This window comes from Streptomyces sp. NPDC033165, assembly GCF_055577965.1.
Window position 1 is genome coordinate 429459 of sequence record NZ_JBVIPK010000004.1, and the last position, 19119, is coordinate 448577.

Sequence of the window (19119 nt, forward strand, 5' to 3'; positions counted from 1 at the left end):
GTCCCCGTCGAACCACCCCTGAGGAACCGGACCGTGGAGCCAGCCCCGTGACCCGCCCCGCCCGATGGCGACCCGCCCTGCTCGTGGCCGCGCTCGGCACCGTGCTGGTTGTGCTGTGCCTGCTCTCGATCGGGCTCGGCGCGCTCCAGATCCCGCCCGGCGACGTGCTCAAGGCGCTCATCGGCCGGCCGGCCGGGCCCCGCGTCGAGGACGTGATCTGGTCCGTGCGCATCCCGCGTACGGCGCTGGGCCTGGCGGCGGGCGCGGCGCTCGGCCTCTCCGGCTGCGTGATGCAGGCGCTGACCCGCAATCCGCTGGCCGACCCGGGCATCCTCGGGGTGAGCGCCGGGGCCGCGTTCGCCATCGTGCTGGCCGCCGGGGTCGCCGGGATCGGCTCGCTGCTCGGCTACATCTGGTTCGCGTTCGCCGGGGCGATGGCCGCCGGCGTCGTCGTCTATCTGTTGGGAAGGATGGGGCGTTCGGGGTCGACTCCGGTGAAGCTGGCCCTGGCCGGAGTCGCGGTCACCGCCGTCCTGACGTCGCTGACCAGCGCCATCGTCCTCACCGACCCGCACGCGCTGGACCGCTACCGCTTCTGGTCGGCCGGTTCGCTCGCCGAGCAGGACGCCTCCACCGTGCTGCGCGTCCTGCCCTTCCTGGCCTTCGGCGCGCTCCTCGCCCTGGCGAGTGCCCCCGCGCTCAACAGCCTCGCCCTCGGCGACGACGTGGCCGCCTCGCTCGGCCGCAAGCTCGGCCTCGTCCGCCTCCAGGGCGTCATCGCCATCACCCTCCTCACCGGCGGGGCGGTCGCGGTGATCGGCCCCGTCGTCTTCATCGGCCTGGTCGTCCCGCACGTAGCCCGGGTCCTCGCCCAGTACGCCGGACTCGGCCCGGACCACCGCTGGCTGCTGCCGCTCTCGGCCGCCCTCGCCGCGAGTCTGCTGCTCAGTGCGGACATCCTCGGCCGGGTGATCGCCCGGCCCGTCGAGGTGCAGGCCGGGATCATCGTCGCCTTCATCGGCGGGCCGTTCTTCATCGCCCTGGTCCGCCGACGCCGCCTCGCGGAGGTATGACCATGACCACCGACACCCTGCCCACGAAGCCGCGCCCGGCCGCGAAGTCGGCCGCCCGCCCCTTCCGGCTGGCGTTCCCGCCGGTCTCCGGCACCCTGCGCCCCCGGCAGCTCGCGGTCTGCGCCGCGCTGGCCTTCGCCGTGTTCCTGGCCCTGTGCTGGAACGTCTCCATCGGGGAGTACGGCATCCCCCTCACCGACGTCGCCCGCGCGCTGACCGGCTCCGGCGACCCGGGCACCCTCCTCGTCGTCCGGGAACTGCGGCTGCCCCGCGCCATGACCGGGTTGCTCGCGGGCATCGCGTTCGGCATGTCCGGGGCGCTGTTCCAGACGATGACCCGCAACCCGCTGGCCAGTCCCGACATGATCGGCCTGACCCAGGGCGCCGGGACCGCCGTCGTCGCGGGCATCGTGCTGGGCTGGGACTTCGGCCTCGGCACCCAGGCTCTCGGCCTCCTCGGGGCCCTCACCAGCGCCCTGCTGGTCTACGGGCTCGCCTGGCGGCGCGGCACCACCGGCTACCGCATCATCCTCGTCGGAATCGGCGTCTCCTGGGTCTGCCTCAGCATCACCGACTTCCTGCTCGCCCGGGGCGGCCGCTTCCAGGCGCAGGCCGCGCTCGGCTGGCTCGTCGGCAACCTCAACGGCCGCGACTGGCAGCAGGCCGCACCGCTCGCCGTCTCCCTCCTCGTCCTGGTGCCCGCGGCCCTCCTGATCGGCCGCCTGATGCGTACGCTGCAACTCGGCGACGACGTCGCCAAGGGGCTCGGCACGCGGGTCCAGACCGTCCGCCTCACCGTCCTGATCACCGGCGTCGGCCTGGTCGCCTTCGCCACAGCGGCCGCCGGACCGGTCGCGTTCGTGGCGCTCACCGCCCCGCAGATCGCCCAGCGCCTCTGCCGCACCGCCTGGCCGCCCCCGCTCGCCGCCGGACTCACCGGCGCCCTCGTCGTCCTCGCGTCCGACGTCCTCGCACGCGAACTGATCCCCGGCACCGAACTGCCCGTCGGGATCGTCACCGGAGTGCTCGGCGCCCCGGTGCTGCTCTGGCTGCTCATCCGCGTCAACCGCGCGGGCTCAGGAGGCTGACCGATGACCACCGCCGAACCCGACCTGCGGGCCGAGGGACTGCACCTGGGCTACGACGACCGGGCCGTCGTCTCCGGCCTGGACCTGGCCGTCCCGCCCGGCCGGATCACCGCCATCATCGGCGCCAACGCCTGCGGGAAGTCGACCCTGCTGCGCGCCCTGGCCCGGCTGCTGGCCCCCCGCGAAGGCGCGGTCAGCCTGGACGGCCGCGCCCTGCACACCATCCCCACCCGGGAGTTGGCCCAGCGGCTCGGCATCCTCCCGCAGTCCCCGGTCGCCCCGGAGGGCCTCACCGTCATCGACCTGGTCAACCGGGGCCGCTCCCCGCACCAGACGTGGTGGCGGCAGTGGACCAAGGCCGACGAACAGGCGGTGCACGACGCGCTCGCCGCCACCGGCACCACCGACCTCGCCGACCGCGCGGTGGACGAACTCTCCGGCGGCCAGCGCCAGCGCGCCTGGATCGCCATGGCCGTCGCCCAGGGAACCCCGGTCCTCCTCCTCGACGAGCCGACCACGTATCTCGACCTCGCCCACCAGATCGACGTCCTGGACCTGGTCGTCGACCTCAACCGCCGCGAGGGGCGCACGGTCGTGATGGTCCTGCACGACCTCAACCAGGCCTGCCGGTACGCCGATCACGTCATCGCGATGAAGAAGGGCAGCGTCGTCGCCGAGGGCGCACCCGCCGACGTCATCACCGCCGAAACCGTCGAGGACGTCTTCGGCCTCCGCTGCCAGGTGGCCACCGACCCGGTGAGCCGGACCCCGCTGGTGATCCCGGTGGGCCGCCACCACACCCCTGACCCCGACCAGCCGCACAAGACGCTCGCCTGACGGGCCGCCGCACGTACCGGCCGTACGGCAGCCCGTCCGTCCGTCCCGGACTCAGATGCCCGCGGACGCCATCTCGATGATGGAGCGGTAGTAGGCGGCGGTCGAGACCACGCACGCGCGGTAGGTGCGGTTGTCCTTCACCACCAGGAAGTAGTCCCGCAGGTTCTTCCAGTACTGGACGAGATACCCGAGGCCCGGTACGAAGCCCGGCGGCCGGGGCACGAGGGCGAACGCCTCCGAGCACTGGAGGATGCGTTCGGTCGCCTGCGAGAGCACCCCGGCGACCTCGGCGTTCATGTTCCATCCGGCGGCCAGCTGCGGCGTCCAGATCGCGCCCGCGATCTCCCTCAGACGCTCCTGCTCATCGGGCGTCGGATCGGCCTGGAACCGGAACGCCTCGGCGGTCGCCGTCGCCCCCGAGTGCCCGCTGCCGACGGCCAGGGCGGGTGCGGCCGCCCCGGCGGTGAGCAGCGCTCCGGACAGCACCAGCGCCAACGCCGGAATCGTCGTGGACCTGCGTCTTCTCATGATGGCTCCCCTCCCGGACGCCCGCCGTGCCGACGGGACCGCGCACGGCCGTTCCGCGCGAACCGACGCTGACATGAGGCCCGTTGCTCGTCAACGGCGCCTGTTCGGCCGTTCCCGCACCCGGCAGGCGAACCGAAGTGGCCCACCGCACCAGGTACTCATTGGCCCGGGAACCCACACCAATCACTGCCTAGGCTGAGGCGCATGAGCACGCACCGCCCCACCTCCGCCCGCACCTCCGTCGACTTCTTCTTCGACCCGGCCTGCCCCTTCGCCTGGATCACCTCCCGCTGGATGCTGGAGGTGGAGCGGCAACGGGACATCGAGCTCCGCTTCCGCCCCATGAGCCTGTATCTGCACAACCAGGGGAATGAACTGCCCGACTGGTACCGCGAACTGGTCGACAGATCGATCGGCCCGGTCCGCGTAGCCGTCGCCGCGGCCGCCGCCCACGGCGACGGCATCCTGCGGGACCTCTACACCGCCCTCGGCACCCGCATCCACCGGCACAAGGAGGAGGACTTCGACGCGGTGATCGCCGCCGCCCTCGCCGAACTGGGCCTGCCCGCAGCCCTGGCGGGGGCCGCGCACTCCACGGCGTACGACGAAGAGGTCGCCCGCTGCCATGACGCGGGCAAGGACCCGGAGCAGGAGGCGTACGTGGGCACGCCGACGATCCACGTCGACGGCACGGTGTGGTTCGGCCCGGTCCTCAACGCGATCCCGCGCGGCGAGGAGGCGGCGGAGCTCTTCGACAGCTTCCGGGTGCTGGCCGACCACCAGGGGTTCTTCGAGCTCAAGCGGGCGCGCTCGGGCGGGCTGTCCTACGACTGAGCGGCCGGGAGATGTCCCGGGCGCGGCAGTCGGCTGTGCGATCAGCGGACCGGCCGTGGCGCAGCGCTACGCCGACAACGACGCCCCCACCGTCACCCGTGCCTCGTCGTACCGGTCCAGCAGCAGCCGCGCCAGCTCCGGCGCGGGGCCCAGCACGTCGGCCAGCACATCCGCCCCGGCCGCCTCGGCGCCCGCCGCGATGCGGTCGGGGAGCCGGCCGGGCGCGATGACGTAAGGGGCCACCGCCACCCGGCGGACCCCCTCGGCGCGCAGGGCCCGTACCGCGTCCTCGGTACGGGAGAAGCCGCCGGCCTGAACAGCGGAGGCGAACGCAGGCCGCACGGCGCACCAACCGGTGTGCCGCAGCTCCCGCGCGATTTCAGCGATCACTGCGATCGCCTCCGGGTCTGTGGATCCCGCCGAGGCCAGGACGAGCCCGGTCCGGGGGAGGTCGCCGGGACGGACCCCGGCCTCCCGCAGCCGCCGGGCCAGGGTGGCGTTGAGCAGCGGGGAGGGGCCGAGCACGTCCGCCTGGCGGATGTGCAGCCGCGGCAGCCGGGCCCGGGCCTCGCGCAGGACCGAGGGGATGTCGGTCTTGGCGTGGAACGCCCGGGTCAGGAGCAGGGGCAGGGCGGTCACCTCGTTAGCCCCCTCCGCGGCCAGGCGCTCCAGCACCCGGGGCACGGAAGGAGCGTTGAACTCCAGGAATCCCGTCTCCACACGCAGCCCCGGCCGCTCGGCGCGCACCCGCTCGGTGAGCGCGTGCACGGTCGCGGCGTGCCGCGGGTCGCGGCTGCCGTGGGCGATGAGGAGAAGAACGGGCTGGGACATGGCGTGACTCAGTTCTTGACGAGGAGACCGCGGCTGCGCAGCACCCACCGCTCCAGCGGACTGAAGATCAGCAGGTCGATCGCGATGCCGACGAACAGGATGAGCAGGATGGAGAGGAAGATCCCGGGCATGTCGAAGTTGCTGCGACCGTTCTCCAGCAACTGGCCCAGGCCCAGGCCGAGTTCGGGCGAGGAGACGATGATCTCGGCGGCCATCAGCGAGCGCCAGGAGAAGGCCCAGCCCTGCTTGAGGCCCGCCAGATAGCCGGGCAGCGCGGCCGGGAGCACGATGTGCCAGGTCCCGCGGATGCCGGTCGCGCCCAGGGTGCGGCCCGCCCGCAGGAACAGCGGCGGCACCTGGTCCACGCCCGATACCAGCCCGTTGGCGATCGAGGGCACCGCGCCCAGCAGGATCACCGCGAACATCATCTGGTCGTTCAGCCCGAGCCAGATCACCGCCGGGGCCACCCACGCCACCGACGGCAGCGACTGGAGCCCGGCCAGGATCGGCCCGATCGCCGCCCGGACCAGCTTCACCCGGGCGACCAGCAGCCCCAGCGGCGTACCGATGGCCACCGCGAGGAGGAAGCCGAGCAGACCGCGAGAGACGCTGGTCCAGACGACCTCCAGGAGCGTCCCCTTGAGCCACATGTCCCTCGCGCTGTCCCACACCGCGGACGGCGGCGGCAGCTTGTGGACCTCGGTGAACTCGGCGCGGACCAGCAGCTCCCAGACGATGAGGACCAGGGCCACCGCCACGACCGGCGGCAGCACCTTGTTCCGCAGGACCTCGCCGACCGGGGTGCGGCGGATCTGCACCGCGTCCAGGGCGTCGAGGCCCGCCTCCAGGCCCGCCAGGTCGTCGGGCCTCGCGTCGGCGGGACCGGATGGCCCGTCCGGCCGCTTCCGGCCGGACGTGATGTCAGTGCTGGCCATGTCGGCGGATCTCCCCACGCAGTTGTTCGGTGATCTCAACGGACAGCTCCGCCACCGCCTTGTCCTCGATGCGGCGCGGCTGCTCGATGTCGACCGTCCACTCCCGGGCGATCCGGCCGGGCCGCGACGACAGCAGTACGACGCGCTGCGCGAGCCGTACCGCCTCACGCACGTTGTGCGTGACGAAGAGGACCGAGGCGTTCGTCTCCCGCCAGATCCGGGTCAGCTCGTCGTGCAGCACATCGCGGGTGATCGCGTCCAGCGCCGCGAACGGCTCGTCCATCAGCAGCAGTTGGCTGTCCTGGGCGAGCGCGCGAGCCATCGCCACCCGCTGCCGCATACCGCCCGAGAGCTCGTGCACCCGCTTGCCGTACGCGCCGCCGAGGCGGACGAGTTCGAGCAGCCGCTCCGCCTCGCCGCGGCGCTGCGACCTGGGCACCCCGCGCAGCCGCAGGGCCAGTTCGACGTTCTTGCCCGCGGTCAGCCACGGGAAGAGGGCGTGCTCCTGGAACATCAGGGCCGGCCGCCCGCCGGGGGTCTCGATGGACCCCACGGACGGGCGGTCGAGTCCGGCCACCAGATTGAGCAGCGTCGACTTTCCGCACCCGGAGGCTCCCAGGAGGGTGACGAACTCACCCGGAGCGACATCGAGGTTGATGTCGTCCAGGACGAGCTGCTGCCCGGTGGGCCCGGCGAAGGACTTCGAGACGTGCGTGAGACGGGCGGCGTGCTCGACCGCCGTACGGTCCTCGGCCTTGGTGAGGGTGCTGGTCGCCATGGTCGTCACCTCCTGGGATTCCTGGGTCCTGTACGGGTTGGCTACTTGGCGCCGAGACCGGCGTCGGCGACCTCGGGCCGGCCCTCGGCCTTGAGGATCCTGTTCAGCGGGCCGAGGTCGTAGATGCCCGACAGCTTCGCGTCCTCCAGCAGACCGGCCCGCACCGAGTGCCCCGCCTGCGTCCTGAGCGTGGTGGCCAGCGGGTCGCTGGTGAACTCGATGGACTCCCACGCCGGGTCGAGGATCTCGGTGGGCAGCGGTTTGCCGCTCAGCTTCTCCAGCGCCTTGTTCGCTGACGCCTTGGCCTTTTCGGGGTTGTCGTCGATCCACTGGTTGGTGGACATCGACCCCTTGATCACGGCCTCGACGACGTCGGGGTGCTTGTCGAGGAACTTCTGCGACACGACGATGTGCGTGGTCACGAACTTCTTGTCCGGCCACAGGTCCTTCTCGTCGAGAAGCACCTTCGCGCCCTCGGAGACCAGCTTCGACGCGGTCGGCTCGGGGACCCAGGCGCCGTCCAGGGAACCGGCCCTGTAGGCGTCGGGCGTCACCTTGTTGTCCGAGCGGACCACGGAGACATCGCCCCCGCCGCTCTGCGGGTCGACCTTCCAGCCCTTCTCGGCGATCCAGTTGAGGAAGGCCACGTCCTGGGTGTTGCCGATCTGCGGGGTCGCGATCCGCTTGCCCCTCAGATCGTCCACGGTCTTGATCTTCTCCGGGTCGACCACCAGCTTCACCCCGCCGGAGGCCGAACCGGCCACGATCCGCAGGCCCTTGCCCTGGGTCTTGACGTAGGCGTTGATGGCGGGGGAGGGGCCGATGAAGCCGATGTCGATGGACCCGGCGTTGAGCGCCTCGATCTCGGAGGGACCGGCGTTGAAGGCCGTCGACTCGACCTCGGTGCCGCCCAGCTCCTTCTGGATGGTGCCTTCCTGGATACCGACCAGGGCGGTGGCGTGCGTGATGTTCGGAAGGTAGCCGACCTTCACGGTGTCCGCGGAGAGCTTCCTGCCCCCGGTGGAGACGTTCGCCTTCACGTCGTCGGCCTGGGCCTGGGAGCCGTAGCCGCAGGCGGTGGCGGCCAGGGCGAGCAGGGGCAGGGCGGCGGCGGCGACCAGGCCGCGGCGCACGCGGGAACGTGGGGCAGACACGGAAGGTGTTCCTCTCCTTGGCCCGGTCCTCACGTCCCACTGGTGCTCAGGGGGGCGCGGCCGGGAGATCGGCAGCTCTTGGGCGGTAGGGACGCTGCGGGCGCGGGTGGTACGGGTGGGCGCGCAAGCGGTGCGCGTACGTCATCACGCACATCGCCCGACCCCGCCCTGGCCGCTGCCGAGGGCGCCGCTGCCCACGCGGCCGCCCTCCTTCGCGAAGGTGGAGAAGAAGTCGCCGCCCATCAGAAGTCCCACTCGGCGTCGTCGGCCGCGCTGCCGCCTGCTTCGGCCACCGCGGCGAAGGACGCCCCGGCCATACCGGCGCTCAGCGTCGTACCGTCCGCCGGGTCGATCAGCAGGAAGGACCCGGTGCGTCGGGAGTCCGCGTAGGCGTCGAGCGCGAGCGGCTCGGCGGTCCGCACGACGACCCGGCCGATGTCGTTGGCGACCAGCTGCCCGGGGGCCGGGTGCTGGGACAGGTCGTCCAGGGTGAGCCGGGAGGGGATGTCCTTGACGATCGCCTTGACCGTCCGGGTGGTGTGCTTCAGCAGCACCCGCTGGCCCACTGAGAGCGGCTGGTCGGCCACGTGGCAGACGGTCGCCTCGACGTCCTGGGTGACCGGCGGCGCGTCCACGGCGGGGGCGATCAGATCGCCGCGCGAGATGTCGATGTCGTCGGCCAGCCGGAGCGTCACCGACTGCGGCGCCCAGGCGATGTCCACACTCTCGCCGAGGGCGTCGATGCCCGTGATCGTCGTGGTGCGCCCGGAGGGAAGCACCGAGACGGACTCGCCGACGCGGAAGGCCCCGGCGGCGATCTGACCGGCGTAACCCCGGTAGTCGGGGTGCTCGGCGCTCTGCGGGCGGATCACGTACTGCACGGGGAAGCGCGCGTGGCAGGCGGTCAGGTCATGGCTGACCGGGACGGTCTCCAGGTGCTCCAGGACGGTCGGCCCGCCGTACCAGTCCATGTGCGCGGACGGCTCCACCACGTTGTCCCCGGCCAGCGCCGAGATCGGGATCGCGGTGATCTCCGGGACGCCGAGGGATGCGGCGTACGCGGTGAACTCCTCGGCGATCGCGGCGAACACGGGCTCCGCGTAGTCGACCAGGTCCATCTTGTTGACGGCCAGCACCACGTGCGGGACGCGCAGCAGGGCTGCGACGGCGGCGTGCCTGCGGGTCTGCTCGACGACCCCGTTGCGGGCGTCGACCAGGACCACGGCCAGCTCGGCGGTGGATGCGCCCGTCACCATGTTGCGGGTGTACTGCACATGGCCCGGGGTGTCGGCGAGGATGAACCGGCGGCGGGCGGTGGCGAAGTAGCGGTAGGCGACATCGATGGTGATGCCCTGCTCGCGCTCGGCCCGCAGCCCGTCGGTCAGCAGCGCCAGGTCCGGCGCATCCTGGCCGCGGCTCAGCGAGGCCTGCTCGACGGCCTCCAGCTGGTCGGTGAGGACCGACTTGGAGTCGTGCAGGAGGCGCCCCACGAGGGTGGACTTGCCGTCGTCGACCGACCCGGCGGTGGCGAACCGCAGAAGGGTGGTGGCCGACAACTGCTCGGCCGACAGGATGGGTGTGGTCATCTTAGAAGTACCCCTCGCGCTTGCGGTCTTCCATCGCGGCCTCGGACATCTTGTCGTCGGCGCGGGTCGCGCCCCGCTCGGTGAGCCGGGAGGCGGCGATCTCGGTGATCACGGCGTCCAGCGTGGTGGCGTCGGAGTCGACGGCACCGGTGCAGGACATGTCGCCGACGGTGCGGTAGCGCACCAGACGGGTCTCGGTGACCTCGTGGTCCTTGGGCCCGCCCCAGTGACCGGCCGTCAGCCACATGCCGTTGCGGTTGAACACCTCGCGCTCATGGGCGAAGTAGATCTCCGGCAGCTCGATGCCCTCACGCTCGATGTACTGCCAGACGTCCAGCTCGGTCCAGTTGGAGATCGGGAAGACCCGGACGTGCTCACCGGGGGCGTGCCGGCCGTTGTACAGCTGCCACAGCTCGGGCCGCTGCCGGCGCGGGTCCCACTGGGAGAACTCGTCGCGCAGCGAGAACACCCGCTCCTTGGCGCGCGCCTTCTCCTCGTCCCGCCGCCCGCCGCCGAACACCGCGTCGAAGCGGTGCTGCTGGATCGCCTCGGTGAGCGGGACGGTCTGGAGCGGGTTGCGGGTGCCGTCGGGGCGCTCGCGGAGCTTCCCGGCGTCGATGTACTCCTGCACGGAGGCGACGTGCAGCCGCAGCCCGTGCTTCTTCACCGTACGGTCGCGGTAGTCCAGGACCTCGGGGAAGTTGTGCCCGGTGTCCACGTGCAGCAGCGTGAACGGCACCGGCGCGGGCGCGAACGCCTTCAGCGCCAGGTGCAGCATCACGATGGAGTCCTTGCCGCCGGAGAACAGGATCACCGGCCGCTCGAACTCTCCCGCCACCTCACGGAAGATGTGGACCGCCTCGGACTCCAGCGAGTCCAGGTGGCTGAGCGCGAACGGATGGACGGTGCCCTCCGGCACGGTGGTGACGGCACTCACGCCAGGCCCCTCTCGGTGAGCAGCGCGTGGAGCGCCGCCGCTGACTCCTGCACGGTCTGCTGGTGCGACTCGATCCGCAGGTCGGGCGATTCGGGGGCCTCGTAGGGGTCGTCGACCCCGGTGAGCCCGCTGATCTCGCCCGCGGCCTGCTTGGCGTACAGCCCCTTCACATCGCGTACGGAGCACACCTCGACGGGTGTCGCGACGTGCACCTCCAGGTAGGTGGTGGACTCGGCGGCGTGCCGCTTGCGGACGGCCTCGCGGCTGTCGGCGAACGGGGCGATGACGGGGACCAGCACCTTCACGCCGTTGGCGGCGAGCAGCTCGGCGACGAAGCCGATCCGGGCCACGTTGGTGTGCCGGTCCTCGCGGGAGAAGCCGAGGCCCGCGGAGAGGAACTCCCGGATCTCGTCGCCGTCGAGCACCTCCACCTTGTGGCCCTCGGTCCGCAGCCGGCCCGCCAGCTCGTACGCGATGGTGGTCTTGCCCGCGCTCGGCAGACCGGTGAGCCAGATCGTGGCTCCCGTCTCCGTCACGCTCATCGAACTCTCCTGATCAGTCGTCATCAGCCGTGCAGCCCGCATTCGGTCTTGCCCCGGCCGGCCCAGCGGCCGGCCCGTGCGTCCTCGCCCTCCAGCACCCGGCGGGTGCAGGGCGCGCAGCCGACGGAGGCGTAACCGTCCATCAGCAGCGGGTTGGTGAGCACCCCGTGCTCGGCGACGTAGGCGTCCACGTCGTCCTGCGTCCAGCGGGCGATGGGGGAGACCTTCACCTTGCGGCGCTTGGCGTCCCAGCCCACGACCGGGGTGTTCGCCCGGGTGGGGGACTCGTCGCGGCGCAGCCCCGTCGCCCATGCCGCGTACGCGGTCAGGCCGTCCTCCAGCGGCTTGACCTTGCGCAGCGCGCAGCACAGGTCCGGGTCGCGGTCGTGCAGCTTCGCGCCGTGCTCCGCGTCCTGCTCGGCGACCGTCTGCCGCGGGGTGATCGTGATGACGTTGACGTCCATCACCGCGTCCACCGCGTCCCGCGTCCCGATGGTCTCCGGGAAGTGGTAGCCGGTGTCCAGGAAGACCACGTCCACGCCCGGCAGCACCCGCGACGCCAGGTGCGCGACCACGGCGTCCTCCATCGAGGAGGTGACGCAGAAGCGCGGCCCGAAGGCGTCGGTCGCCCACTTCAGGATCTCGGTCGCGGAGGCGTCCTCCAGCTCCCGTCCGGCCTGCTCGGCCAGCTCCCGGAGCTCTCGGTCGGTGAGCTCTCCACTCAGCAGAGTGTCCGTCATATCCGGTCCTCTCCAACGTCGTTGCGCTGAACGCCCCGGGTCAGCAGGCCCAGGAACTTCAGCTGGAACGCACGGTTGCAGGAGGCACATTCCCAGGCGCCGTGGCCGGTCTCGTTGGGACGGAGGTCCTCGTCGCCGCAGTACGGGCAGTAGAACGGGGCGGCTCGCTCGCTCATGACAGCGACTCCGCACTGGCGCGCGCCGCCCAGGCCGCGAAGCGCTCACCGTCCTCGCGCTCCTCCTGGAAACGGCCGAGCACCCGCTCGACGTAGTCCGGCAGTTCGGCCGAAGTGACCTTCAGGCCACGGACCTTGCGGCCGAACCCGGCCTCCAGCCCGAGCGCGCCGCCGAGGTGCACCTGGTAGCCCTCGACCTGGTTGCCCTCGTCGTCCAGCATCAGCTGGCCCTTGAGACCGATGTCCGCGACCTGGATACGGGCGCAGGCGTTCGGGCAGCCGTTGATGTTGATGGTGATCGGGTGGTCGAACTCCGGGATGCGGCGCTCCAGTTCGTCGATGAGGGACGCGCCGCGCGCCTTCGTCTCGACGATGGCCAGCTTGCAGAACTCGATGCCGGTGCAGGCCATCGTGCCGCGCCGGAACGGGGAGGGCGTGACCCGCAGGTCCAGCGCCTCCAGGCCGGCGACCAGGGACTCGACCTGCTCCTCGGCCACGTCCAGCACGATCATCTTCTGCTCGGCGGTGGTCCGCACCCGGCCGGAGCCGTGCTGGTCCGCCAGGTCGGCGATCTTGGTGAGCGTGGTCCCGTCGACCCGGCCCACCCGCGCGGCGAAGCCGACGTAGAAGCGGCCGTCCTTCTGCCGGTGCACCCCGAGGTGGTCGCGCCAGGTCTGGGCGGGCTGCTCGGGCGCGGGCCCGTCGACCAGCTTGCGCTTGAGGTACTCGTCCTCCAGGACCTGGCGGAACTTCTCCGCGCCCCAGTCCGCGACCAGGAACTTCAGGCGGGCGCGGGTGCGCAGCCGCCGGTAGCCGTAGTCGCGGAAGATCCCGATGACCCCGCCGTACACGTCGGCCACCTCGTCCAGCGGCACCCAGGCGCCGAGCCGGACCCCGAGCTTGGGGTTGGTGGAGAGGCCGCCGCCGACCCAGAGGTCGAAGCCGGGGCCGTGCTCCGGGTGGTTCACGCCGACGAAGGCGATGTCGTTGATCTCGTGCGCCACGTCCAGCTGCGGGGAGCCGGAGACCGCGGACTTGAACTTGCGGGGCAGGTTGGAGAAGTCGGGGTTGCCGATGAACCTGCGCTGGATCTCGTCGATCGCGGGCGTGCCGTCGATGATCTCGTTCTCGGCGATGCCCGCGACGGGGGAGCCGAGGATCACGCGGGGCGTGTCACCGCAGGCCTCGGTGGTGGACAGGCCCACCTCTTCGAGGCGCCGCCAGATCTCGGGCACGTCCTCGATCCGGATCCAGTGGTACTGCACGTTCTGCCGGTCGGTGAGGTCGGCGGTGCCGCGCGCGAACTCCTGGGAGATCTCACCGATCACCCGCAGCTGCTGCGTGGTCAGCCGCCCCCCGTCGATGCGGACGCGCAGCATGAAGTACTTGTCGTCCAGCTCCTCCGGCTCAAGGACGGCCGTCTTGCCGCCGTCGATGCCGGGCTTGCGCTGGGTGTACAGCCCCCACCAGCGCATACGTCCACGCAGGTCGTTCGGGTCGATGGAGTCGAAGCCGCGCTTGGAGTAGATCGTCTCAATACGTGTCCGTACGTTGAGACCGTCGTCGTCCTTCTTGAACTGCTCGTTCCCGTTCAGGGGGGTGTGGTGGCCCACGGCCCACTGACCCTCACCACGGTGGCGTCCGGCCTTGCGGCGGGATGTGGCGGTCGCAGGCTGTTCCGGGGTAGCGGCCATGACAGTACGTCCTTCGGGACTGCAGGAGGGCGGCTCTGAGCGGCGCACTCGCGCTGAGGCGCGGCGGTGCGCAGGGGCGGTTCAGAGGTAAGAGGGTGCGGCGGGTGCTGAGGCTCTCAGCTCGCCGGACAGATGGCGCTGGACATGCGGCCGAGGTCGACGTGGCGTCGACTCACCAAGGCAATTCCAGTTCCAGGCATGACGGAAGCGTGTCACGCGCATCTCGGGACAGTCCACCACTATCCATTATGTGGACGACCTGGTCCCGAAGAGTGAGATGGTGTGGTGCCGGTCACAGGGGCTGCCCGTGGCATTGCCGACAAAACGCCCCGAGAGGGAGGCCGGGGGCCGGGCGGTCAGGAGCCGTACGCCCCGGGCCACGGTCCGGGCGTCGCCACCTCGGGCTCCACCTCGGTCCTCGTGTCGTAGAGCCGGAAACCGCGCCGCAGATAGTTGTCCATCGCGTGCGGGCCGTCGTTCGAGCAGGTGTGCAGCCACACCCGCTTCGTCGCGGGCCGCTCCGGCCAGCGCTCCGCCAGGTCCCAGGCGCGCGCCACTCCGTACGACAGGAGGTGGCCGCCGATCCGCCGGCCCCGGAACGCCGGGATCAGCCCGAAGTACATGATCTCGACCACGCCGTCGTCCTGCGGGTCCAGCTCCACATACCCGGCCGGAGTCCCGTTCGCGTACGCCACCCAGGTCTCCGCCCCGGGCCGCTCCAGTGCCGCCTGCCACTGGGCGTACGTCATCCCCAGCCGGTCCGTCCACCGGATGTCGCCGCCCACGGCCGTATAGAGGAAGCGGCTGAACTCCGGCAGCGGCACCTCGGACCGCACGATGCGTACGTCCCCCTCCGGCACGGCCGACGGACGCAGATCGGCGGGCGAGGTCTGCTCCAGCGACCAGACGGTCACCTCGGTGGTCGTCGCTGCGGGCTGCGGGAAGTCACTCATGACGGCCAGAGAACCATGCCGCCCAGCCCCCGCGCACGGCGGCCCCGCCTCAGCCGGTCCCCGCCCTCCCGCGGGCGCCCGTCACCACCGGCGCCTTCGAGTGCGGCAGCAGATCGCCCGGGTGCTCCGGGTGGACCACTTCCACCTCCACCCCGTCCCCGAAGCGGTACGGGCGGTGCGCCAGCACCGGGGCCAGATGGCGCCGCAGCCGGGAGATCTCGGCCCGGACCGTCACCGTCCGGGTCGCGTCCCCGAAGATGTCCCGCGCCAGCTCGGACGCCGTCCGCCCCTCCCGGTGCACGGACAGCGCGAACAGCAGCTCCGCGTGGCGCGGCGAGAGCCGCTGGGTGCTGGTGCCCAGCGGACCGGTCAGATGCACCGCGAGCCCCCGGGGCCGGCTCAGATCCAGCACCACCCGGCGGGGCGGCCCCTCCGCCCCGCCGTCGCTCACCTGCACCAGCCAGCCGCCCGGCAGCGGCTCCACCCGGCACATGCCGAGCGAGGGCAGCCACACCCGGCCCGGCCGCAGCGACTTCGGCAGCGGCAGCCGGTCCACCGGAGGCATCCCCGTCACCGCCGCCAGCCGCCCGTGCGTGTCCACCGCCAGCGCCCGCCCGCCGATCCGGCACAGGATCGGCGCGGCCACCGCCCGCAGCCGCTCGATCTCCGCCAGGTGCCGGTTGCGGATCTCGCCCTCGGCGAGCCGGGCCACCGAGTCGACCAGCGCCAGTGTCGCCGGATGGAACGTGGACGCCGGGCCGCTGATGTCCACGATCCCGATCAGCCGCCCGTCGCGCGGATCGCGCACCGGGGCCGCCGCACAGGTCCAGCCGTGCAGCGCCCGGATGAAGTGCTCGGCCGAGTGCACCTGGATGGGGGCCCGCGCCGCCAGCGCCGTACCGATCGCGTTCGTCCCCGTCGCCGCCTCCGCCCAGGCAGCCCCCTCCTCCAGGCAGATGTCGTGGGCCCGGCGCAGCACCCCGGTATTGCCCTGCCGCCACAGCACCCGGCCCTCGGTGTCGGTGACCACCATGATCTGCTGCGCGGCGTCCGCGATCGAGGCGAGCCCCGACCGCAGCAGCGGCATCAGCTCACCGAGCGCCGTGCTGCGCCGCCGGTGCTCGATCTCGTCCGCCTCCAGCAGCTCGCTCTCCGGCGACTGCTCCGGGTCGATGCCGCTGCGCACCACGCGGTTCCAGGAGGCGTCGATCTCGGCCCGGGGCGCGACCCTGGTCCGCTCACCCGTCAGCCGGGCCTCCCGGGCCCGGTGGAGCAGCCGCGTCGCCCCGCGGTCCGCCCCTTCGCCGGTCACCCGCACCACCCCGGCAGACCCCTTCTCCGTCATGGCCCCCATCCCCGTTCCCCCGAGTCCCCCGTTCCCCCCGGACGCTTCCTCCCAGTGCACACAATGGTTGCAACCCTTTGCAACTCTGGCGACGCGACGCGCGACCGTACGAGAGTGGCAGAACACCGTGGGCCGGGCCTGTTCCGGTTCTTCGGTGGTGCAGAAGCATGGAGGGTGGTGCCGTGTCGGCGCAGCACCACCCTCTGTCGCTCACCCGCCCCCGGCCCCTCCTCAGGGGCTCACGGCCTACGAGGCGTCCGGCCGGGCCCGTGCCACCACCGACGCCAGATCCAGCGTGTGCGGCAGCGTCCCGAACGCCGCGCCCCAGTCCCCGCCGAGCCGCGAGGCGCAGAAGGCGTCGGAGACCTCCGGCGGCGCCCAGCGCACCAGCAGCGAACCCTGGAGCACCAGCGCGATGCGCTCCACCAGCCGCCGGGCCCGCGCCTCGACGCCCTCCAGGTCCGCCAGTTCGGTCAGCAGATCCTTGATCGCCGCGTCCAGCCGGTGATCCGCCCCGCGCGCCTTCCCCACCTCACGCAGGAACGCGTCCAGCGCCTGCGGCTCCCGTTGCAGCGCGCGCAGCACGTCCAGCGCCTGGACGTTGCCGGAGCCCTCCCAGATCGAGTTCAGCGGCGCCTCCCGCAACAGCCGGGGCATCCCCGACTCCTCCACGTACCCGTTGCCGCCCAGGCACTCCAGCGCCTCGCCGACCACGGCCGTGCACCGCTTGGTGACCCAGTACTTCGCGGCGGGCACCGCGAGCCGCAGGAAGGCCCGCTCCTCCTCGGTGTCCGTGTCGTACGCCGAGGCCAGCCGCATCGCCAGGACCGTCGCCGCCTCCGACTCCAGCGCCAGGTCGGCCAGCACGTTGCGCATCAGCGGCTTCTCGATCAGCAGCCCGCCGAACGCGCTGCGGTACGCGCTGTGATGGATCGCCTGTGCCACCGCCTGCCGCATCAGCGCCGCCGAACCGACCACGCAGTCGAGCCGGGTGGCCGCCACCATCTCGATGATGGTGCGCACCCCGCGCCCCTCCTCGCCGACCCGGCGGGCCCATGTCCCGTCGAACTCGACCTCGCTGGACGCGTTCGACCTGTTGCCCAGCTTGTCCTTCAGCCGCTGGATCGCGAACACGTTGCGCGTACCGTCCGGGAGCACGCGCGGCACCAGGAAGCAGCTCAGCCCGCCCGGCGCCTGCGCCAGCACCAGGAAACCGTCCGACATCGGCGCCGAACAGAACCACTTGTGCCCGGTGAGCAGATACTCGCCCTCGCCGGACAGCGGCTCCGCCCGCGTGGTGTTGGACCGCACGTCGGTGCCGCCCTGCTTCTCCGTCATGCCCATCCCGAAGAGCACCCCGCTCTTGTGCCCGGCGGGCCGCAGCCCCTCCTCGTACGTGTGCGAGGTCAGCAGCGGCTCCCACTCGGCGGCCAGCGCCGGATCGGTCCGCAGCGCGGGCACCGCGGCATGTGTCATCGACAGCGGGCAGCCGTGCCCCGCCTCGGCCTGCGTCCAGACCAGGAACCCGGCCGCGCGCCGCACATGACCGGCCGGACGCCCCCAGGCGTCCGTCAGACCGGCCGACACGGCATGGCTCAGCAGCCGGTGCCAGGACGGATGGAACTCCACTTCGTCGATCCGGTTCCCATAGCGGTCATGGGTCCGCAGAACGGGCGTATACGTATTCGCCTGCGCCCCCCATTCCTGGGCCTGGGCGGATCCCGCGGACCGGCCGAGCTCCCCGAGCTCCGTCAGCGCCGCGGGCAGAACTCCGGTCTCGATGTGCCGTTCGACGGCCTCGGTAAGGGCCCGGTCGGCGGCGAAGACGTCATAGCCGACCAGCGGCGGAACCTGATTGGTCACTGTGTGGGTGGTGGCTGCCATGCGGATACGGTAAGGAGGTGCAGGCAGCAAATGAAACACCCGAGCGGCCATCGGGCCGGCTCCACCGTGCGCGAGTGCTCTACCGCAACGTCTCCAAGCGGCGGATGGCATGGCACTTGCTCAAGGACACCGTCAACTCGTGCATCGAGTACCGCATCCTGGGACTCGCGGCCGAGGCGGCGTTCTTCACCCTGCTCTCGCTGCCCCCGCTGCTGCTCGGCCTGATTGGACTGCTCGGTTACGTCGACGAGTGGACGACCACCACCACGGTCGCCTCCATCGAGCGCAACATCCTCTCCGCCGCCCAGACCGTGCTCTCCGAGCGCGGGGTCAACGACTTCGCCAAACCGCTGCTCGCCGACGTCACGACCGGGGCCCGCCCCGACATCATCTCCATCGGCTTCGCCATCGCCCTGTGGTCCGGCTCCCGTGCGGTGAACGTCTTCATCGACACCATCACCGTGATGTACGGACTCGACGGCCACCGCGGCATCGTCAAGACCCGGCTGCTCGCCTTCCTGCTCTACGTCATCGCCCTGCTGCTGGGCGCGGTGGTGCTGCCGCTGCTGGTCGTCGGGCCGGACCGGGTGGTCGAGTTCGTCCCCTGGGGCACCGAGGTCATAGCCGTCCTGTACTGGCCGCTCGTCATGCTGCTGACCATCGCGTTCCTCACCACGCTCTACCACGTGTCCGTCCCCGTGCGTTCGCCCTGGATCGAGGACGTCCCCGGAGCACTCGTGGCGCTCGGCATGTGGGTGCTCGGCAGTTTCCTGCTGCGCATCTACCTCACCAACACGGTCGAAGGCCCCACGATCTACGGTTCGTTGGCAGCGCCCATCGCCGTCCTGCTCTGGATCGGCATCTCCGCCTTCGCGGTCCTGGTCGGCGCGGCGGTCAACGCGGCCATCGACCGGGTGTGGCCCTCGCTCGCCACCGCCGAAGCCCGCGAGGCCACCGAACGCGTCCGGGCCGCGCAGGCCGCCGAGTTCGTCGCCCGGACCCGCCCGACCGCCTACGAGAGCACGGACACGGACGACGACGAGGACGACGGCCCCGCGTACATGCCCTCCGAGTTCCCCGAGCGATGGTCCCGCTTCCTGCCGCCCGACGACGTGAAGTCCCGGCTGCACGCGACCTGGGAGAAGGACTCCAAGGAGTCCAGGACCTCCAGGGAACCGCCGTCGTCCTGACGCCGCGCTAGCGT

Annotated in this window: 20 protein-coding genes; 5 read left to right on the plus strand and 15 right to left on the minus strand. The window is 71.7% G+C overall.

What is annotated here, in order from left to right:
• The first annotated feature begins 47 nt into the window (after window positions 1-47).
• The 3 genes from ACZ5WC_RS13035 to ACZ5WC_RS13045 are packed head-to-tail and all read left to right on the plus strand — an operon-like array spanning window position 48 to window position 2998.
• Window positions 48-1073: a FecCD family ABC transporter permease gene (locus tag ACZ5WC_RS13035; RefSeq protein ID WP_468540848.1), complete on the plus strand. Its 1026-nt coding sequence runs from the start codon at window positions 48-50 to the stop codon at window positions 1071-1073.
• Window positions 1074-1075: 2 nt separating this feature from the next.
• On the plus strand, window positions 1076-2161 hold the full coding sequence (locus ACZ5WC_RS13040; RefSeq protein ID WP_468540849.1) for a FecCD family ABC transporter permease: 1086 nt from the start codon (window positions 1076-1078) through the stop codon (window positions 2159-2161).
• A gap of 3 nt (window positions 2162-2164) precedes the next feature.
• On the plus strand, window positions 2165-2998 hold the full coding sequence (locus ACZ5WC_RS13045) for an ABC transporter ATP-binding protein (protein WP_468540850.1): 834 nt from the start codon (window positions 2165-2167) through the stop codon (window positions 2996-2998).
• A 51-nt stretch (window positions 2999-3049) separates the two neighbouring features.
• Here ACZ5WC_RS13045 and ACZ5WC_RS13050 read toward each other — a convergent pair whose 3' ends face one another.
• Entirely contained in the window at window positions 3050-3526 is a 477-nt protein-coding gene (locus ACZ5WC_RS13050) for a hypothetical protein (RefSeq protein WP_468540851.1), read from the minus strand.
• A gap of 204 nt (window positions 3527-3730) precedes the next feature.
• Here ACZ5WC_RS13050 and ACZ5WC_RS13055 point away from each other — a divergent pair, with 204 nt between their 5' ends.
• On the plus strand, window positions 3731-4360 hold the full coding sequence (locus tag ACZ5WC_RS13055; RefSeq protein ID WP_468540852.1) for a mycothiol-dependent nitroreductase Rv2466c family protein: 630 nt from the start codon (window positions 3731-3733) through the stop codon (window positions 4358-4360).
• Window positions 4361-4426: 66 nt separating this feature from the next.
• Here ACZ5WC_RS13055 and ACZ5WC_RS13060 read toward each other — a convergent pair whose 3' ends face one another.
• The 14 genes from ACZ5WC_RS13060 to ACZ5WC_RS13125 all read right to left on the minus strand — a co-directional run bounded on the left by ACZ5WC_RS13060 (window position 4427) and on the right by ACZ5WC_RS13125 (window position 17915).
• The gene (locus tag ACZ5WC_RS13060) at window positions 4427-5191 is read right to left on the minus strand and encodes a sirohydrochlorin chelatase (RefSeq protein WP_468540853.1); all 765 of its coding nucleotides are present in this window, start codon (window positions 5189-5191) and stop codon (window positions 4427-4429) included.
• Window positions 5192-5199: 8 nt separating this feature from the next.
• Window positions 5200-6126 (minus strand): ABC transporter permease, encoded by a 927-nt coding sequence (locus ACZ5WC_RS13065; protein WP_468540854.1) that lies wholly within the window; start codon window positions 6124-6126, stop codon window positions 5200-5202.
• Window positions 6113-6904 (minus strand): ABC transporter ATP-binding protein, encoded by a 792-nt coding sequence (locus ACZ5WC_RS13070; protein ID WP_468540855.1) that lies wholly within the window; start codon window positions 6902-6904, stop codon window positions 6113-6115. The genes ACZ5WC_RS13065 and ACZ5WC_RS13070 overlap by 14 nt, the downstream gene beginning before the upstream one ends.
• A gap of 41 nt (window positions 6905-6945) precedes the next feature.
• Window positions 6946-8058, minus strand: coding sequence for an ABC transporter substrate-binding protein (locus ACZ5WC_RS13075; protein ID WP_468540856.1), 1113 nt, complete (start codon window positions 8056-8058; stop codon window positions 6946-6948).
• A gap of 242 nt (window positions 8059-8300) precedes the next feature.
• Entirely contained in the window at window positions 8301-9644 is a 1344-nt protein-coding gene (locus ACZ5WC_RS13080) for a sulfate adenylyltransferase subunit 1 (protein WP_311122070.1), read from the minus strand.
• Between the two features lies 1 nt (window position 9645).
• Entirely contained in the window at window positions 9646-10581 is a 936-nt protein-coding gene (gene cysD, locus ACZ5WC_RS13085; protein ID WP_468540857.1) for a sulfate adenylyltransferase subunit CysD, read from the minus strand.
• The gene (gene cysC / locus ACZ5WC_RS13090) at window positions 10578-11123 is read right to left on the minus strand and encodes an adenylyl-sulfate kinase (RefSeq protein ID WP_010059288.1); all 546 of its coding nucleotides are present in this window, start codon (window positions 11121-11123) and stop codon (window positions 10578-10580) included. The genes cysD and cysC overlap by 4 nt, the downstream gene beginning before the upstream one ends.
• 23 nt (window positions 11124-11146) lie before the next feature.
• Entirely contained in the window at window positions 11147-11863 is a 717-nt protein-coding gene (locus ACZ5WC_RS13095) for a phosphoadenylyl-sulfate reductase (RefSeq protein ID WP_468540858.1), read from the minus strand.
• Window positions 11860-12039, minus strand: coding sequence for a hypothetical protein (locus ACZ5WC_RS13100; protein ID WP_096626210.1), 180 nt, complete (start codon window positions 12037-12039; stop codon window positions 11860-11862). The genes ACZ5WC_RS13095 and ACZ5WC_RS13100 overlap by 4 nt, the downstream gene beginning before the upstream one ends.
• Window positions 12036-13733, minus strand: coding sequence for a nitrite/sulfite reductase (locus tag ACZ5WC_RS13105; RefSeq protein WP_468540859.1), 1698 nt, complete (start codon window positions 13731-13733; stop codon window positions 12036-12038). The genes ACZ5WC_RS13100 and ACZ5WC_RS13105 overlap by 4 nt, the downstream gene beginning before the upstream one ends.
• Window positions 13734-13849: 116 nt before the next feature.
• Window positions 13850-13933 carry a putative leader peptide gene (locus tag ACZ5WC_RS13110; protein WP_310739661.1) on the minus strand — a complete coding sequence of 28 codons (84 nt, stop codon included), beginning with the start codon at window positions 13931-13933 and terminating at the stop codon, window positions 13850-13852.
• 156 nt (window positions 13934-14089) lie between these two features.
• Window positions 14090-14686, minus strand: coding sequence for a GNAT family N-acetyltransferase (locus tag ACZ5WC_RS13115; protein WP_468540860.1), 597 nt, complete (start codon window positions 14684-14686; stop codon window positions 14090-14092).
• Window positions 14687-14735: 49 nt separating this feature from the next.
• The gene (locus ACZ5WC_RS13120) at window positions 14736-16031 is read right to left on the minus strand and encodes a GAF domain-containing protein (RefSeq protein WP_468540861.1); all 1296 of its coding nucleotides are present in this window, start codon (window positions 16029-16031) and stop codon (window positions 14736-14738) included.
• A 246-nt stretch (window positions 16032-16277) separates the two neighbouring features.
• The gene (locus tag ACZ5WC_RS13125) at window positions 16278-17915 is read right to left on the minus strand and encodes an acyl-CoA dehydrogenase family protein (protein ID WP_468540862.1); all 1638 of its coding nucleotides are present in this window, start codon (window positions 17913-17915) and stop codon (window positions 16278-16280) included.
• 74 nt (window positions 17916-17989) lie between these two features.
• Here ACZ5WC_RS13125 and ACZ5WC_RS13130 point away from each other — a divergent pair, with 74 nt between their 5' ends.
• Window positions 17990-19105, plus strand: a complete 1116-nt coding sequence (locus tag ACZ5WC_RS13130; RefSeq protein ID WP_468540863.1) for a YihY/virulence factor BrkB family protein — start codon at window positions 17990-17992, stop codon at window positions 19103-19105.
• Window positions 19106-19119: the final 14 nt, after the last annotated feature.

What these genes read in the sequence shown, in the direction of transcription:
- ACZ5WC_RS13040 (WP_468540849.1), top strand. Translation starts at nt 1,076, where the DNA reads ATGACCACCGACACCCTGCCCACGAAGCCGCGCCCGGCCGCGAAGTCG.
- ACZ5WC_RS13045 (WP_468540850.1), top strand. Translation starts at nt 2,165, where the DNA reads ATGACCACCGCCGAACCCGACCTGCGGGCCGAGGGACTGCACCTGGGC.
- ACZ5WC_RS13050 (WP_468540851.1), bottom strand. Translation starts at nt 3,526, where the DNA reads ATGAGAAGACGCAGGTCCACGACGATTCCGGCGTTGGCGCTGGTGCTG.
- ACZ5WC_RS13055 (WP_468540852.1), top strand. Translation starts at nt 3,731, where the DNA reads ATGAGCACGCACCGCCCCACCTCCGCCCGCACCTCCGTCGACTTCTTC.
- ACZ5WC_RS13060 (WP_468540853.1), bottom strand. Translation starts at nt 5,191, where the DNA reads ATGTCCCAGCCCGTTCTTCTCCTCATCGCCCACGGCAGCCGCGACCCG.
- ACZ5WC_RS13065 (WP_468540854.1), bottom strand. Translation starts at nt 6,126, where the DNA reads ATGGCCAGCACTGACATCACGTCCGGCCGGAAGCGGCCGGACGGGCCA.
- ACZ5WC_RS13070 (WP_468540855.1), bottom strand. Translation starts at nt 6,904, where the DNA reads ATGGCGACCAGCACCCTCACCAAGGCCGAGGACCGTACGGCGGTCGAG.
- ACZ5WC_RS13080 (WP_311122070.1), bottom strand. Translation starts at nt 9,644, where the DNA reads ATGACCACACCCATCCTGTCGGCCGAGCAGTTGTCGGCCACCACCCTT.
- cysC (WP_010059288.1), bottom strand. Translation starts at nt 11,123, where the DNA reads ATGAGCGTGACGGAGACGGGAGCCACGATCTGGCTCACCGGTCTGCCG.
- ACZ5WC_RS13095 (WP_468540858.1), bottom strand. Translation starts at nt 11,863, where the DNA reads ATGACGGACACTCTGCTGAGTGGAGAGCTCACCGACCGAGAGCTCCGG.
- ACZ5WC_RS13100 (WP_096626210.1), bottom strand. Translation starts at nt 12,039, where the DNA reads ATGAGCGAGCGAGCCGCCCCGTTCTACTGCCCGTACTGCGGCGACGAG.
- ACZ5WC_RS13105 (WP_468540859.1), bottom strand. Translation starts at nt 13,733, where the DNA reads ATGGCCGCTACCCCGGAACAGCCTGCGACCGCCACATCCCGCCGCAAG.
- ACZ5WC_RS13110 (WP_310739661.1), bottom strand. Translation starts at nt 13,933, where the DNA reads ATGCCTGGAACTGGAATTGCCTTGGTGAGTCGACGCCACGTCGACCTC.
- ACZ5WC_RS13115 (WP_468540860.1), bottom strand. Translation starts at nt 14,686, where the DNA reads ATGAGTGACTTCCCGCAGCCCGCAGCGACGACCACCGAGGTGACCGTC.
- ACZ5WC_RS13120 (WP_468540861.1), bottom strand. Translation starts at nt 16,031, where the DNA reads ATGACGGAGAAGGGGTCTGCCGGGGTGGTGCGGGTGACCGGCGAAGGG.
- ACZ5WC_RS13125 (WP_468540862.1), bottom strand. Translation starts at nt 17,915, where the DNA reads ATGGCAGCCACCACCCACACAGTGACCAATCAGGTTCCGCCGCTGGTC.